General features: G+C 55.1%; 15 protein-coding genes and 1 pseudogene. 5 read left to right on the top strand and 11 right to left on the bottom strand.

From position 1 onward, the window contains the following. Window positions 1-174: 174 nt before the first annotated feature. On the top strand, window positions 175-807 hold the full coding sequence (locus AC6T8Q_RS11935) for a class I SAM-dependent methyltransferase (protein ID WP_500679294.1): 633 nt from the start codon (window positions 175-177) through the stop codon (window positions 805-807). Here AC6T8Q_RS11935 and AC6T8Q_RS11930 read toward each other — a convergent pair. From AC6T8Q_RS11930 to AC6T8Q_RS11910, 5 genes are all read right to left on the bottom strand, one after another. Then, window positions 804-2090 (bottom strand): metal ABC transporter permease, encoded by a 1287-nt coding sequence (locus AC6T8Q_RS11930; RefSeq protein ID WP_500679293.1) that lies wholly within the window; start codon window positions 2088-2090, stop codon window positions 804-806. The genes AC6T8Q_RS11935 and AC6T8Q_RS11930 overlap by 4 nt on opposite strands. After that, window positions 2087-3382 (bottom strand): metal ABC transporter permease, encoded by a 1296-nt coding sequence (locus tag AC6T8Q_RS11925; protein ID WP_500679292.1) that lies wholly within the window; start codon window positions 3380-3382, stop codon window positions 2087-2089. Before AC6T8Q_RS11925 ends, AC6T8Q_RS11930 begins: the two co-directional genes overlap by 4 nt. Next, window positions 3379-4146, bottom strand: a complete 768-nt coding sequence (locus AC6T8Q_RS11920; protein ID WP_496923026.1) for a metal ABC transporter ATP-binding protein — start codon at window positions 4144-4146, stop codon at window positions 3379-3381. The genes AC6T8Q_RS11925 and AC6T8Q_RS11920 overlap by 4 nt, the downstream gene beginning before the upstream one ends. Window positions 4147-4157: 11 nt before the next feature. Further along, window positions 4158-5138, bottom strand: a complete 981-nt coding sequence (locus AC6T8Q_RS11915; protein WP_500679291.1) for a metal ABC transporter solute-binding protein, Zn/Mn family — start codon at window positions 5136-5138, stop codon at window positions 4158-4160. A gap of 97 nt (window positions 5139-5235) precedes the next feature. Beyond that, window positions 5236-5997: a transporter gene (locus tag AC6T8Q_RS11910; protein ID WP_500679290.1), complete on the bottom strand. Its 762-nt coding sequence runs from the start codon at window positions 5995-5997 to the stop codon at window positions 5236-5238. A gap of 319 nt (window positions 5998-6316) precedes the next feature. Here AC6T8Q_RS11910 and mntR point away from each other — a divergent pair, with 319 nt between their 5' ends. Further along, a complete protein-coding gene (gene mntR / locus AC6T8Q_RS11905) occupies window positions 6317-6745 on the top strand; it encodes a manganese-binding transcriptional regulator MntR (protein WP_500679289.1) in 429 nt (142 codons plus the stop codon). Between the two features lie 15 nt (window positions 6746-6760). Here mntR and AC6T8Q_RS11900 read toward each other — a convergent pair whose 3' ends face one another. Together AC6T8Q_RS11900 and AC6T8Q_RS11895 are read right to left on the bottom strand one after the other, a co-directional pair. Continuing rightward, window positions 6761-7096 carry a hypothetical protein gene (locus AC6T8Q_RS11900; RefSeq protein WP_500679288.1) on the bottom strand — a complete coding sequence of 112 codons (336 nt, stop codon included), beginning with the start codon at window positions 7094-7096 and terminating at the stop codon, window positions 6761-6763. Continuing rightward, a complete protein-coding gene (locus AC6T8Q_RS11895) occupies window positions 7093-8157 on the bottom strand; it encodes a DUF1559 family PulG-like putative transporter (protein ID WP_500679287.1) in 1065 nt (354 codons plus the stop codon). Before AC6T8Q_RS11895 ends, AC6T8Q_RS11900 begins: the two co-directional genes overlap by 4 nt. A 360-nt stretch (window positions 8158-8517) precedes the next feature. On the opposite strand from AC6T8Q_RS11895, the gene AC6T8Q_RS11890 reads away from it, so the two are divergent. The 3 genes from AC6T8Q_RS11890 to AC6T8Q_RS11880 all read left to right on the top strand — a co-directional run bounded on the left by AC6T8Q_RS11890 (window position 8518) and on the right by AC6T8Q_RS11880 (window position 11667). Beyond that, a complete protein-coding gene (locus tag AC6T8Q_RS11890; RefSeq protein WP_500679286.1) occupies window positions 8518-9099 on the top strand; it encodes a GNAT family N-acetyltransferase in 582 nt (193 codons plus the stop codon). A gap of 86 nt (window positions 9100-9185) precedes the next feature. Continuing rightward, window positions 9186-10451 carry a M16 family metallopeptidase gene (locus tag AC6T8Q_RS11885; protein ID WP_500679285.1) on the top strand — a complete coding sequence of 422 codons (1266 nt, stop codon included), beginning with the start codon at window positions 9186-9188 and terminating at the stop codon, window positions 10449-10451. Further along, window positions 10438-11667: a M16 family metallopeptidase gene (locus tag AC6T8Q_RS11880; RefSeq protein WP_500679284.1), complete on the top strand. Its 1230-nt coding sequence runs from the start codon at window positions 10438-10440 to the stop codon at window positions 11665-11667. Before AC6T8Q_RS11885 ends, AC6T8Q_RS11880 begins: the two co-directional genes overlap by 14 nt. Window positions 11668-11701: 34 nt before the next feature. Here AC6T8Q_RS11880 and AC6T8Q_RS11875 read toward each other — a convergent pair whose 3' ends face one another. The 4 genes and pseudogenes from AC6T8Q_RS11875 to AC6T8Q_RS11860 form a co-directional block, all read right to left on the bottom strand. Further along, window positions 11702-12094, bottom strand: coding sequence for a gamma-glutamylcyclotransferase family protein (locus tag AC6T8Q_RS11875; protein ID WP_500679283.1), 393 nt, complete (start codon window positions 12092-12094; stop codon window positions 11702-11704). 43 nt (window positions 12095-12137) lie between these two features. Beyond that, complete coding sequence (gene sthA / locus AC6T8Q_RS11870; protein WP_500679282.1) at window positions 12138-13592, bottom strand: Si-specific NAD(P)(+) transhydrogenase; 1455 nt, start codon at window positions 13590-13592, stop codon at window positions 12138-12140. A 199-nt stretch (window positions 13593-13791) separates the two neighbouring features. After that, entirely contained in the window at window positions 13792-14010 is a 219-nt protein-coding gene (locus AC6T8Q_RS11865) for a hypothetical protein (protein WP_500679622.1), read from the bottom strand. Continuing rightward, window positions 14011-14244 (bottom strand): annotated as a pseudogene (locus tag AC6T8Q_RS11860) (DoxX family protein); the annotation flags it as partial. Window positions 14245-14274 lie beyond the last annotated feature (30 nt).

Genomic DNA, 14274 nt, shown 5'->3' with positions numbered 1-14274 from the left:
CTCGCACAGCCGTTATTTTCGGCAGTTTTCCAACCAGCGATTGTGAACTTTAGAAAAAACTACGGGACTTAGCGGGGCGTTTGCTACTGAAAGTAGGTTCCTCGTATTATCATCGGTAGAAATGCCTCCAAGTCGCCACTTTAGCGTCCGGCCGCGATGCCCCGTTCTGAGACTATGAATAACTCCAAGTATATCCAGTTTGGTTGTGGACACTGTGCCCCCACGGAGTGGCGGAATTTCGATTCTTCGCCCACTTTGCGGTTTGAAAAGACCCCGCTGCTGGGCACCTATTACACAAAGAATGCCAATCGCTTCCCGCCGAATGTGGAATACGGCGACGTAATCAAAGGCTTGCCCCTGGCCGCGAATTCTTGCCAGGCGATGTACTGCTCGCACGTGTTGGAACATCTCTCGCTCGAAGATTGCCAGACGACGCTGAAAAATGTTTTCAAACTGCTCCAACCGGGAGGTGTATTTCGGTTCGTGCTGCCGGACCTTGAGTACTGGGCGCGGAAGTATGTCGATGATCCTTCGCCGGAAGCTTCCAAAGAATTTTTGCGCGCAGTTCAATTGGGGATGGAAAAGAAACCCAAGGGGGTTGTGAAGTTCTTCTACGAATGGCTCCGCACGAGCACGCACTTGTGGATGTGGGACTACCGCTCTATGGAAGCGGAGCTCAAGGGTGTCGGGTTCGTCGATGTTCGCCGTGCGTACTTCAACGATTCAACCGATCCGATGTTCAAACTGGTCGAGAGCGAAAATCGCTGGGCCAATTGCCTGGGCGTTGAATGTCGTAAACCGGGTTAATCGGGAATCTCTCGGCCGTGGGGATCTTGGGTCGAGGTTTCCAACTCCGCGGCAATCCGCTTTTGAATGTCTTCATCGATGTAATGTTCCACGCGGTGTGCCGGGTCGTGAACGTGGTCGAGCGGCAGACCCAAGTGCTTCACTAAATAGGCTTCCCAAAGGCGGTGAGAGCGAACGAGTTGGCGAGCAGCATCGCGGCCTTTGTCGGTGAGCAACAGGTGGGAATCGCGTTCGCCGATCTGGCCCCGGCGTTCTAATTGGCTCGCGGCAATGCGAGCGAGCAGCGTGCCCCCCACGGCGGTTTGTGCTTCGTGGGCGGTGAGCAAATTCGTACTCCCAAGTTCTTCCAAGCGATACAGCATCGCGAGCAGATCCTCGCGCATCACTTGCAGCGACATGCGAAAGTTATGGGCCACTTTGCTGATCACGCCGTACTGCGGCGCAAATAGTACGGCAATGGTAAACAATCCCCCTGCGGCAACGGTCATCATGCCGCTGATGCTGGTATCCCAATAGACACCTGCCGCGTAACCCAACACCGCCGCGAGAATGCCGAGTACAGCTGAAAGCACTACCATCACCCCGAGGCGATCTGTGAGCAGAAAGGCCGTCGATGCGGGCACAATCAGCATGGCTACGACGAGAATCGAACCCACGGCTTCGAACGAAGCAACCGTGGTGACAGAAACCAGCGTCATCAGCAAGTAATGCATCGCCGTCGCCGAGAAACCCATCGTTGTGGCGAGCTCCGCATCGAACGAACTGAGCTTGAGCTCCTTCCACAGCAAGACAATCACCAGGATATTGACCACCATGACGACAAGGGAACTGAGTAGCGGTCGGGGCAATCCCCATACGCGTTCGGCAAACGGCACGTATTCCAGTGCCCCTTCATAAACACAGCCAATATCAAAGTGCAGGCCCCCGGCGTAGCGCTTTACGAGAATGACCCCGAGCGCGAACATTGCCGTGAACACGATCCCCATGCTGGCGTCACTGGGGACGCGGGCGTATTGGTGCAGTGTTTGTGTCAAGAAAGTGGTCAATAAACCAACGACGACCGCACCGATGAACATTGGCACGATCCCCATCGAGCCACTCAACACAAAAGCCACAACAAGGCCAGGCAAAACGGCGTGAGAGAGCGCATCACCCATCAAGCTCATCTTGCGCAGGATTAAATACGATCCCAGCAAGGCACAGGCGACGTTGACAGTCGATCCCGTCAAAACGATCCAAGTCCCAGGGTCTGGTTCCGCGAAACCGATGGCAAGAGGCATCATAGCGTTGTGCCCCCTTGCTCGGAGTGAATCTCATGCGGCGAAATCGGCATCTCGGCCAAAACGGTCGGCAAGCGGCCTTCGGCTGCCAATTCTTGTTCCAGCTTGGCCACCAACGATTCCGGCAGTAGGTGCTCAACGTCGTCGGCATCGCGGTCGACGTGATCGGGGGCAATGTCGGCGTGCCGGACCAGGTACAATTCCCACAGCCGGTGAGCTTTGGTGATCTGCGCCGCTCGCCGCAGACCGAGTGGCGTCAATTGCACTTGGTTCTTGTCCCACTCGATCAGTTGCTCATCGCGAGCACGTTCCAATAAACGCTCCAGCGACCACCAATGGCGATAGTCTCGCAGCGTTGAGAGATTGATCGCCGGCACGGCGGGCAGTTCGGCTTCGCCTAGTTCAAACAGCGCACGCAAGAGATGCTCTTCGGCCACACGGCGACGAAGGCGATACTCAGACAGTAGCTTGGAAACGATCCCGCGCTGCGGTGCAAATAATAGTGAAACGAGGAACAAGCTCGCCGCGGTCAGCACAATGGCCGCACCAGCGGGATAACCGCGTCCCACCTGTGTTCCGATAAGCCCTGCCGCAGCACCGACGAGCCCACTCACAAGCAACAGCACGGGCAAGCGATTGGTCCAAAACCGGGCCGTTGCGGCGGGCATGATAATCATTGCCGCCATGAGAATGACGCCCACAATCGGCAGCCCGACGATTGTCACCGTGGCGAGCATGGCCAGCATCGCCAGATCGAGCCACAACGTCGGCCAGCCTTGCGAACGGGCAAAATCCGTATCGAAGCAAGTCAGCTCAAATTCTTTGAAGAATAGGATCACTGCTGCCAACACAACCACCGCCACGACCGCCAGCACAACAAGGTCGCTATTGAGCATTCCCCCCGGTTCGCCGAAGAGATAGGAATTCAGGCCCGCCTTGTTACCACTGGTTGTTGGCTTTTGCACGATCGAGAGCAGCACCACACCAGCACCAAAAAATGTGCTCAGCACGATGCCAATCGCCGCGTCTTCCTTGGTGCGCGTCCAACGTGTGATGACAGTCACCGCGCCAATCGCCAGCAAGCCGGTCACCAAGGCCCCGGCCGAAAGATTGAGCAAATTACGTTGGCCTGTGATTAGAAAGGCCAGACAGACACCCGGAAGTGCCGCGTGGGCGAGCATATCCCCCACGAGTGCCCTGCCCCGCAGCACGGCGAAGCTACCGACAACACCCGCCATGCCGCCCAACAAGGCGGTGCCAATCATCACTTTGTCACTGAGTGAAAGACTGATCATGGCAAAGGTTTCTGCCGGCGGATCGCTTCAGCGGCTTCGTCGAGAATCGTCAGCCGCCCGCCGTAGGTTTTTTGCAGATTCTCGGTCGTGAATGTAGTCTCCACAGGCCCGCACGCCACGAGCCGCATGTTGAGCAGAATCACATAGTCGAAGTAATCGCTGACGGTTTGCAGATCGTGATGCACCACCAACACGGTCTTTCCGGAAGATCGCAAGGCATGCAACAGTTCGACAATCGCCGCTTCCGTGGCTGCATCGACGCCAGCGAACGGCTCATCCAGAAAATAGAGCTGTGCGTCTTCGGCCAAAGCTCGGGCCAGAAAGACACGCTGTTGCTGCCCGCCTGAAAGCTGGCGGATTTGCCGCTTGGCATAACCTGCCATGCCGACTTGCTGCAAACAGCGGTCGGCAATTTCCCGTTCCGCTTTGCCAGGTCGTCGAAACCAACCTAATCGGCCATAAGTTCCCATCAGCACAACGTCGCGCACAGTAACGGGAAAATCCCAATCGACTGATTCCCGCTGCGGCACATAGCCGATCAAATGACGCTGCTCTTCGTAGCTCTTGCCGTAGATTTCCACTTTACCGCTGGCAAGGGTGACCAAACCCAAGGCGGCTTTGATGAGCGTCGTCTTGCCCGCGCCATTCGGGCCGACGATGCCCACAAGTTTTCCTTCGGGAATCGAAAGATCAATATCCCACAGCACGGGACGACGTTGATACGCTACGGTCATGTCATGCACTTCAAAGGCGATCTTTTCCATAGCAAGGCTTTTCACTTCGATAGTGCGTCGACGATTGTTTTCACGTTGTGGCGAATCATACCCGAGTAGGTACTATCGTCCGTTCCCGCAGGCCCCAAGGCATCGGCATAGAGTTCCTCCTTGGGAACCTGGAGATCGTGTCCCGCGGCGTGGCACGGTTCGACCAAGGCCTGAACCGTCCGAGGCGCGATGGCCGATTCGACAAACACGGCGGGAATTTTGCGATCGACCAACATTTTCTGGATTTCTTCCTGATGGGCGAGATCAATTTCATCCTCGGTGCTGATTCCCTTCAGTCCAAAGACTTCCAGACCATAGGCTTTGCCGAAGTAGCCGAAAGCGTCGTGAGCGGTCACCAGCACCCGCTGCTTTTCAGGAATCTTGGCAATTTCGGTTTTGCAGAATTCGTTGAGTTCCGACAATTCCGCGCGATAATCCGCGGCATTCTTTCGATAGTCTGCCGCATGCGCGGGATCGAATTTGGCGAGCATTTCCGCCACATCGTTCACGGCGTCACTCCATAGTGCCACATCATGCCACACGTGCGGGTCATACATCCCTTGGAATTCCGGCGGTTCACGCAAGCGTTTGTCGTCGCGGGTGGCCAGACCTTCCGTCACCGCGAAGGTGGCCTTCCGTCGTGCCATCTGCACGAACAAATCAGCCATCCGGCCTTCCAAATGCAAGCCGTTGTAGAAGATGGCAGCGGCGTCGTTGAGCTTATTTACATCCGAGGCAATCGGGCGATAAAGGTGCGGATCAACGCCAGGGGCCATCAAGGCTTCGACCTTCACGTACTCGCCCCCCACGCGCGCCACCATTTCAGCCACGGGCCCGGTAGTCGCCACGATTTTGATTGGGTAGGTGCCGCTGAAGGTGTGCTCGCTGGACTCCGGCTTGTCGTGGGAGGAATCAACAGCAGAACCACATCCCGCTAGCGTTAACAAGAATGCGATTAAACCGTAGCAATTGAGACAATCTGTTTTATTCATGGTCGAACCTTAGTGGGCGCAAAATGTAGCACTGGCTACAAATCTATCCTGCCAGCGTTCACAGGTCAACCGCAGAATGAGGCAAGAAGCCGACTGTTTAGAAAAATCGGAATGAAATGCCCGAGCCGACAAAATAATCGTCGGCCGCTTCGCCTATTCCCAAACCGGCGCGAATATCCCACATCACATTGTTCGTGAAGTAATAGCTATAGCCGCCATTGAAGTACTGTTCGGGCTGAGCGATGTCAGAGCTGTGGGGAATCAGGCAATACCATTCGGTGTACGCATTCAAATTCTCAAGAAGCGAATAACCAATCGTCCATGATTGAGCAAATTCTGAATATCCCTCGGATGGCAGAGTTTGAACCTGGCGATTGAATTGCGTGCTGCCGCCAGTGCTCAGTACGTCGTTCAACTTCCAGCTGTAAACCCAGTTCAGTCCTGGGAGGACTTCATTTGCGCTGAACACTTCGGCCCCCGTGGGGACAGTCATCTGCGGAATGATCGCCATCTCGGGCAGGATGCCGGCTTGGCCCGTTAATGCCAACTTTGTACCCAGATAAAGGTCTTCCGATCCCGACTCATCAATGCCGTTCAGTTGTTCGTTGGCGTAGTTGTATTGGACCCGTAGCTCCAACCAGTCCGCCCACACTCCGATTCGCCATAACGTTTCGGGATAACTATGAGCGATGGTCTGGTCAGTCGCAGTGTCATCGAATGTGTAGGTGTAGCCACTTTCGATCTGCACGACACCGCGCCCGACCGTTGTGGCTGCCTCCGTGAAATCGGGGCGATCGGTCACCATCGGTTCATCGAGATTTGGTCCCCCCTCCTCGGCCTGGGCCGAATTCCAACGCATCAGGGTGGGCGCTTGCGCATGAGAGACTTCTCTATCAACGACCTCCCACGCCACAAGCGTGGCTAGGGCCGCAATGAACTGTCGTATTGGAGAATAGGTGACCATAGAAACAAGACAGAGTGAGGGAAAACCGCCTCCTGGGAATCTTGTCGACCAAGCCGACTCCCCAGGGAAAGCTGTTTGCGATAAAATTGCCATCATCAAGTGCTAGCAAGGCAACGCCGGCGTATTTTGTACTCACAAAGCTTATCGGCAGAATTGTAGCACATGCTACACTGCTTACTGCTTGCCGGGGAACTCCGGCAACTTACGATAGACCATGAAAGAAACCCGCAAATTTGCTGATGGCCACCGTCGTACGCGACGCGATCATGCCGCCGAAACGGCGGAGGATTACGTCGAAGCGATCAGCGAAGTGCTAGCTGAAAAGGGCATTTGCCGCGTTATCGATCTGGCTCGAAGGTTTGATGTGAGCCACGTGACGGTCACCAAGATTGTGGCCCGGCTGAAAGAACGTGGCTTGGTTTCCAGTGAACCGTACAAGCCACTGGAACTAACCGACTCAGGAAAACGTTTGGCGGCCAAGTCGCGTCGACGCCATGAAATCGTTCACAAGTTCTTGCTGGCGATTGGCGTGAGCGAAGCGATCGCGGCCACCGACAGCGAAGGGATCGAGCATCATGTCAGCCCCGAAACGCTCGAAGCGATGCGGGCGTTTGTCGAATCGGTTGAGGTCAAACAAAAATAGCTTGCCGCAAATCCATCACGGATATTTTACTTGATCATTCATGAGGCGGCGTGCCTCGCCAGTGGCGGTCTGCCAATCTCCAGCTTGGGCAAGCTCCAATATCTCGCGCAGCATTCTGGCTTCTTCAATGGTGATCGAACTGTCTGCCCTTCTTTTTTGCACAAGCTGATCGATACTCGTAAGCTTTGCCGCATCTTGGCGATTGCATACGGAATACATCGCCGTGGCGATTTCATAAGTTTTGTCGCTGACTTCGCCGTAACCGCTGGAACGCAAGCTTAAAAATGCGACCAGCGAGCAAAGCACGACTGCACCGAGAATTTTAAGCCCTTGAATTTGATTCGTGCTCATAGCTCTTTTGTAGAAACCTCTCCTTCAGAGATGCTCGAAATTTCTGCCCAGAGCAAGAGATCCACGTCGTCGGAGGCGAATCGCACGGTGCCGTCGCCAAAACTGACATTCCCACCGCCCGGATGTTCGGAATACATCTGCCCGACGTGAAACGTCGGAAAGTTGACAGGATGGATGATCGGAAAACCAGTGATGTCCAACTCACCCCCTGAGGGCCCGCCGTGTACAAGCACTAGTGTTGCAGCAGCATCGTCGCCGTTCTCGGGCGATTGGAACTTTGGCAGCGTCAACGCTCCCGGCACAACACCCACCCACGTCTTGTCGCTCAGCGCCGAGGAATGTTCACCTAAGAAAATCGTGTTCGACAAACCATCGGTGATCTCGCGAAACTCCACTTGGGAATTCCGATAAAACGGTCCATCGCCAACTTTCGAAACATCGCCATTCACTTCCACCACAGTAGTTTCACTGGTGTAAATGTTTGTGAAGACCGTTGCCGTTGGATCAGCCCCGCAGGTTCCCCAACACGATTCCTGGCCGTGACTTGCCACGTAATTCGACCGGCCCAATTCCACTTGGCGACCTTCGATCGTAAGCGGTTGGCCCGAGGGATCGGTCACAAGGAATGCTTCTCGCTCGCCCGAATCCGTGGGACAGAGAAAACTACCGATATTCGTGCGAATTAACTCGGCATGCCGAGGATCCCACAACGGCATTTCCATATCCGCTTGCCCGCTGATGCTCGCTTGTTCGAGATAGGGCAACAGAAACGCCCCCCAGCCCCACCCCGGCGGAGCATCCCACGTTTCAGGGTCGCGCGTCGCCGGTGTTGGAACACCTAAGGAGTTTGACGCGTAACCGGGAGGCATGTGCTTGTTGGCACTTTCAAAATTCTGGATTGCTAGCCCCAATTGCTTGAGATTGTTCGTGCACTGCGCACGTCGCGCCGCCTCACGTGCCGCTTGAATCGCCGGCAACAGCAGGGCGACCAACACGCCAATAATGGCAATCACGACCAGGAGTTCAACCAGCGTAAACCCAGCTTTATTTCTGCTAATCATTGTCACTCTCGCTGTATAATTTGTAGCCTCTGCTACAGGCGGCATTTTAAATGTACCGCTGGCTACACTTTCTACAAGAGTTCTTGTTTTGATTTTTTCAAAATGTTGTGTTCGCTTTTAATAGGAACAAGGGCTATTCGGAAGAAGGCCGGGCAAACAAACCGCGATTCATATCCTTTTCTATGAGTGTCCAGCGCCACAACGAATCCGATTCTGCCGACAAAGCTGGTCGCGTCGCCGCCAAAATGTCTCAATATTCGGCAACTTCACGCGAAATGCTTTTCTCTGGCGCGGCTTATGGTATTCTTAGAGAACTCACGGAGTGGATCCGGACTGAACCGAAGGTTCGCCTTGCTTGCCATGCGGTTTATGAATTTTCATTATGTGAAACGCTATCGCATGGAGTTAAATCTTCAGCGCTGGCAATCTCCACCGCTGCGACTCCCCAGCGGCTACCGCTTGGTCCCTTGGCACTCGTCGCTAACAAGAGTTCACGCCGAAGTCAAATACCACAGCTTTCAGGGTGGCATCGACGCTCAACTCTTCCCCTGCTTAGGTGAATTGGAAGGCTGCCAACGCTTGATGAGCGAAATCAAAGCCAAGGAAGGGTTTATTCCCGAAGCCACGTGGCTGATCGAATATGTCGGGGCGGGTATCCACCGCGCCGAGTATTGTGCCACGATCCAAGCGGTGAAAATTCAAAAATACAAAGCCAGCGTGCAAAACATTGGGGTCACCCCCGAACACCAGGGCCGGGGCCTCGGCACGGCCATCATCCAGGCCAGCCTGCTGGGCCTGCAACAAGTCGGTATCTCGCACGTCGGTCTCGAAGTCACCGCCGAAAATCAAGGGGCCGTCCGGCTCTACCGAAGACTCGGTTTTCGCACGGTTCGCACTCTCTACAAATCAGTTGAACTTGCCTACAGCAGCGCTGGCCGGTAGGCTGCTAGTTTTCCCGGTAAGCTGAAAGCACGCTGTCACGCCGCCCGCTCCGCCGGTCTCGTTGCATAGAAAACCAAGCCGCTTTGATGACCGTAACTAGTCAAGTTTCTCACAACGACATCTATTCCCATCGCCTCGCCAACGGCATGATCCTCGTCGGCGAACCCAACTCCACGGTGCAATCCGCTGCGATCACACTGCTTGTTCCCTCGGGTTACACCACCGATCCAGCAAATCGATTGGGACTCTCTTCACTAGTCTGCGACATGGTCTTGCGGGGTGCCGGAAGTCGCGACAGCCGGGCCTTGATCAACGACCTGGAAATTCTGGGTGTTGAACGCGGCGAATCGGTCGGCGCCTCGCAAATCAGTTTCAGTGCCGCCACACTCAGCGAGAATCTCGACGAAGCACTTTCGATATACGCGGATATCATTCGCCGACCCCATTTGCCCGCCGATCAAATCGAAGCGGGGCAACAAGTTTGTCTGCAAGAAATCAACGGCATCAACGACGAACCGGCCCAGCGTTTGATGGTGGAGTTGCGAAATCGCACTTACCCACAACCTTGGGGACGTTCGAGCCATGGCACCGAAGAGGGCGTGAGTGCATCGACCGACGAGGATGTTCAATCGCACTGGGCGAAATACTTCCGCCCGAATACCGCCATCTTGGGCGTGGCGGGTGACTTCCAGTGGCCACAGTTGATTGAACGGATCGAAACGCTGTTTGGCGATTGGAAAGCGAACGATGTCCCCGCTATTGCCGAGACACAGCCCCAATCGAGCGAAGCCCACACGCATCATGACGGGAATCAATGCCACATCGGCATCGCGTATCCGACGGTTCCTTACCGCGATCCCGACTACATGCGGGCGTGGGCAGCCGTGGGTGTGCTTAGCGGTGGGATGAGTTCGCGGCTATTCACCGAAGTCCGTGAAAAACGTGGTTTGTGTTACACGGTCAGCGCATCGCTGCAAACGCAGCTCGATCGCGCGCGGGTGCTTTGCTATGCCGGCACATCCAGCGAACGTGCCCAGGAAACTTTGGATGTCACGTTTGCTGAACTCCTGCGATTACGCGAAGGTGTGCTAGCCGAGGAGCTCACACGGCTCAAGGCCCGCATTAAAAGTGGACTCATCATGCAGCAGGAATCCACAAGCGCCCGCAGCGGAGCGATTGCCCGCGAGTGGTATCATCTGGGCCGCGTACGCACGCTCGAAGAAGTGGGCCGTATGGTCGATGAACTGACCAGCACGATGATCAACGAATATCTGGAACAACACCCACCGCAAGATTTTACCTTTGCGACTTTGGGCCCGACCCCCTTGGAGTTGCCGCGTGAAGTTTCGTAGTCATACGCTCGACAATGGCCTGGAAATCGTCGCCGAATGCAACGACGCCGCCCACTCGGTGGGGCTTGGCTTTTTTGTTCGCACGGGCGCGCGTGATGAAACCGACGAAGTTGCTGGTGTGAGTCATTTTCTTGAGCACATGGTCTTCAAAGGGACGCCCAAACGTTCGGCCGACGATGTGAATCGTGATTTCGATGAGCTGGGTGCGCACTACAACGCGTTCACAAGCGAAGAGAACACCGTTTATTACGCCTCGGTCTTGCCGGAATACCAGGAGCCAGTAGTAGACATTCTCGCCGACATCATGCGGCCAAGTCTGCGCGATGAAGACTTCAATATGGAAAAGAAAGTCATCATCGAAGAGATCCAGATGTATGCCGATCAGCCCCCTTTCGGCATGGACGATAAAATCAAGGAGCTACACTACGGCAAGCATCCGCTCGCCCGCAGCGTGTTGGGCACGGAAGAAACCGTCGGTGGTTTGGCTGTGAATCAAATGCGCGAATATTTTGAATCGCGCTATGCCCCCAACAACATGTTTGTCGCCGCGGCAGGGAAGATCGATTTCGACGCGCTGGTTAAACAGGTGGAAGCGCGTTGCGGTGCCTGGAAATCTTGCCCCGCGGTGCGTGAAGTTCCGGTTTCAAAATCTCAAAGTTCTTTCCATCTGATGACTCGATCTTCGTCGGCCCAGCAGTATATTCTGCAGTTGGCCGATGCCCCCGCAGCTGAGGATGCTCGCCGCTACGCCGCAAAGCTGCTCGCCACGATCTTTGGCGACGATTCCGGCAGTCGGTTGTATTGGGACCTCGTTGATCCCGGTTTGGTGGAAACTGCCAGCCTGGGTCATTACGAATACCAAGGGGCCGGCATGTACTTCACTTGGGTGAGCTGCAACCCCGAAGATGCCGCCGAGAATTTTGCTCGTTTGCAAGAGCTACAAGCAATCGCCGAACGCGACGGCTTTACCGAGGAAGAACTCTACCAAGCCAAAAGCAAAGTGAAATCGCGAGTCGTGCTGGGCAGCGAACGCCCACGCAATCGTTTGTTCAACGTTGGCGGCAACTGGCTACATCGCCGAGAGTATCACAGCGTAGCCGACGATCTCCAGGCCCTGCAAGCCGTGCAGCTTGCCGACGTTCACGCCGAGATGCGCGACTTTCCACTCAGCAAGCACACCACCGTGAGCATCGGTCCACTGGAATCGTGGGGTTAGAGACATTCCGCGACGGCGAATCCCGTTATGCTTTTCAGCCGTTGAGATATCGATCCAACTCGTTGTGCCGAAACCACTCGCGGTCCCAGCCTTCGTCGGTCAGTAGGTCACGCCGTGACGGTGGCACGATATAGGCATGGCATTCTAAGTCCGAACCATCGGCCGTTTTCACCGTGACTGGCAACCTCTGATAAAAGCTCGATTCGTAGGTATCGAGTTCAAACAGCGTGTCTTCATCGAGGTCGGCATACACCAACCCCTGCACTTCCGCCGCGTCGTCGCCACGGATGATGCCGGGATAGACCGCGTCTTTGACGCGATACATGGCATAGCCACGCAACACGGCGGGCTGCGAAGGAAATTCGCCAATCGAGATGCGTCGCCACACCTCGGGGAACATTAATGTGCCGTAGGTAAACAGATGCATGAGACGTGCGTAAAACTAAACTTTGAAGAAATCCATCGAGTACTCAGACAGACCCACAGCTTACCGCAGCCGGTTCGGATGCACCACCATAGACGTGGTTGAGTTTGTTAAGTCCGTTGTACGCCGCCACTTTGTAGCATTCCGCCAAAGTCGGGAAATTGAACACGTTGTTCACGAAAAATTCAGCGTCACCACCGAGTGCCATCACGGCCTGCCCGATGTGCACGAGCTCCGTCGCGCCCGTCCCTATCACATGAACTCCGAGAATTTTATGCGTTTCCTGGTGAATCAGCATCTTGAGCATGCCCAATTCGTCGCCGAGCAACTGCCCCCGTGCGATTTCGCGGTAATTGGCGATGCCTGCTTCGTAGGGAATACCCTCAAACGTAAGCTGTTCTTCAGTTTTGCCAACCATCGAAATTTCGGGGACCGCGTAAATCCCGTAGGGAAATAACGAGGTGTTGTAGTTCGCCACGTCGCGGCAGCCGAAGGCATGGCAAATCGCTCGCCGCCCCTGTTCCATGCTAGTCGAAGCCAGGGCCGGGAAGCCAATCACGTCGCCGGCAGCGTACACATGCTCGGCACTGGTTTGATACCACTCGTTGACTTGCAGTCGCTCACGATCATCAAATTCGATGCCAACATTACCCAAACCGATATCTTGGCAAACGCCCTGACGACCAACCGCATACAACAGCGTTTGTGCCCGCAAGGTTTTACCCGATTCCAGTTGTGCTTGCACGAGATGATGCTGCGTGCCGTTTTGGAATTCGACTTCGCAAATCCGCTCGACTTTTTCACCGAGCCGCAGCGTGATCCCCTGCTGCCGCATGAAGTATTGAAATGCGTCGGCAATCTCCAAATCCAAAAAGCCCAACACCCGATTACGGCCTTCGACCAGTGTCACCTGCACGCCGAGGGTCGCCATAATGCAGGCGTATTCCGTGCCGATCACACCACCACCCACGACGATCATGGTCTTGGGTAGCGAAGTAAGCTTGAGCACTTCATCGCTCGTAAAAATGGTTCGTTCATTGAATGGCACCGAATCGGGCCGCGCGGGTTTGGTTCCCACGGACACCAGAAAGCGATCGGCCGACACGCGCTCTTCCCCGTTAGGTCCCTCGACTGCAATTTCATGTGGTCCCGTGAATCGGGCCTTGCCCCAAATCAAATCAATACCGTTGCGGTCGAATTGGTCGCGGATCACGGCCCATTCATGGCGAATCACGCGCTGCGAAAAGCTCACCAATTCGGCGATCGTAATGTCTTTTCTGGGCCGCGACACTTCGCCGAACAGGCCACGCGAGTTGCCCGTCAAATGGAGGACGGCTTCACGCAAGGCTTTGGAGGGGATTGTTCCCGTGTTGATTTGGGCTCCGCCGAGTACCTGATTCTTTTCGATAATGGCGACGCGCTTGCCGAGCTTCGCGGCCTGGATGGCACCTTTTTGGCCAGCAGGACCAGTTCCAATCACGACACAATCATAGTGTTTCATGGGAGACGGCGCTTCAGTTGGGGAAGGCGGGAGGTTGGCGGGAATGCGACAAAAGAGGCTGTTTGGCCTTCCGTCGCATCGGCGCAGTTTACCACTCTCCTTGAAAATAACAAACCTTGCCGGTATTACCGGCTCCCTAGGCGGGGCAACCGGCACGGCGTACAACGATTGTAAGCATGGTGTGGCTTTTATCAGCAAATCACTGTTTTGGTAGCGATCGGCTCAAAATCTTAGCATCGAGCGATGCTGCACCCCCTCCCACGATCAACAAGAACAGGCAACTTAATAGCATCGCCCAATCGGTGCGGGCTTCGTGGGCCATTTTCCAGAATCCCTCATTCAAAAGGATTGGAATCTTGGTGGTCGTGATCGCAGTGAGCATCACGATGATCAAAGGAATCACCGCGAGACGCGTCATGAGCCCCAACAGCACCAGTACGCCACACACAATTTCTACGCTCCCCACAATCGGGGCCAACAGCTCAGGCCAAGGGATGCCGATCTTCGCGAAGCGTCCCGCCCCAACTCTCCCGGAAACAAGAACTTCTGTATCCCTTCTGAAACAAAGACACTCCCAACCAACAAGCGAATTAAAATGATCGGACCTGAAAATGAAGTTTTCATAGAAGTGGCTCGTCAGCAACACGAACATTCAATTAGCCAAACGGATATCCTCTTCTCA

It is taken from the genome of Bythopirellula sp., assembly GCF_041737835.1.
Classification (GTDB): Bacteria; Planctomycetota; Planctomycetia; order Pirellulales; family Lacipirellulaceae; genus Bythopirellula.
Note: the sequence above shows the minus strand (reverse complement) of the source record. Positions and strands in the feature narration are given on the sequence as shown.

Bases quoted from the DNA above. Each gene is read 5' to 3' on its own strand.
- AC6T8Q_RS11895 (WP_500679287.1), bottom strand. From the start codon at position 8,157: ATGATTAGCAGAAATAAAGCTGGGTTTACGCTGGTTGAACTCCTGGTC.
- AC6T8Q_RS11890 (WP_500679286.1), top strand. From the start codon at position 8,518: ATGCGGTTTATGAATTTTCATTATGTGAAACGCTATCGCATGGAGTTA.
- AC6T8Q_RS11885 (WP_500679285.1), top strand. From the start codon at position 9,186: ATGACCGTAACTAGTCAAGTTTCTCACAACGACATCTATTCCCATCGC.
- AC6T8Q_RS11935 (WP_500679294.1), top strand. From the start codon at position 175: ATGAATAACTCCAAGTATATCCAGTTTGGTTGTGGACACTGTGCCCCC.
- mntR (WP_500679289.1), top strand. From the start codon at position 6,317: ATGAAAGAAACCCGCAAATTTGCTGATGGCCACCGTCGTACGCGACGC.
- AC6T8Q_RS11920 (WP_496923026.1), bottom strand. From the start codon at position 4,146: ATGGAAAAGATCGCCTTTGAAGTGCATGACATGACCGTAGCGTATCAA.
- AC6T8Q_RS11925 (WP_500679292.1), bottom strand. From the start codon at position 3,382: ATGATCAGTCTTTCACTCAGTGACAAAGTGATGATTGGCACCGCCTTG.
- AC6T8Q_RS11900 (WP_500679288.1), bottom strand. From the start codon at position 7,096: ATGAGCACGAATCAAATTCAAGGGCTTAAAATTCTCGGTGCAGTCGTG.
- sthA (WP_500679282.1), bottom strand. From the start codon at position 13,592: ATGAAACACTATGATTGTGTCGTGATTGGAACTGGTCCTGCTGGCCAA.
- AC6T8Q_RS11910 (WP_500679290.1), bottom strand. From the start codon at position 5,997: ATGCGTTGGAATTCGGCCCAGGCCGAGGAGGGGGGACCAAATCTCGAT.
- AC6T8Q_RS11865 (WP_500679622.1), bottom strand. From the start codon at position 14,010: ATGACGCGTCTCGCGGTGATTCCTTTGATCATCGTGATGCTCACTGCG.
- AC6T8Q_RS11915 (WP_500679291.1), bottom strand. From the start codon at position 5,138: ATGAATAAAACAGATTGTCTCAATTGCTACGGTTTAATCGCATTCTTG.
- AC6T8Q_RS11875 (WP_500679283.1), bottom strand. From the start codon at position 12,094: ATGCATCTGTTTACCTACGGCACATTAATGTTCCCCGAGGTGTGGCGA.
- AC6T8Q_RS11930 (WP_500679293.1), bottom strand. From the start codon at position 2,090: ATGATGCCTCTTGCCATCGGTTTCGCGGAACCAGACCCTGGGACTTGG.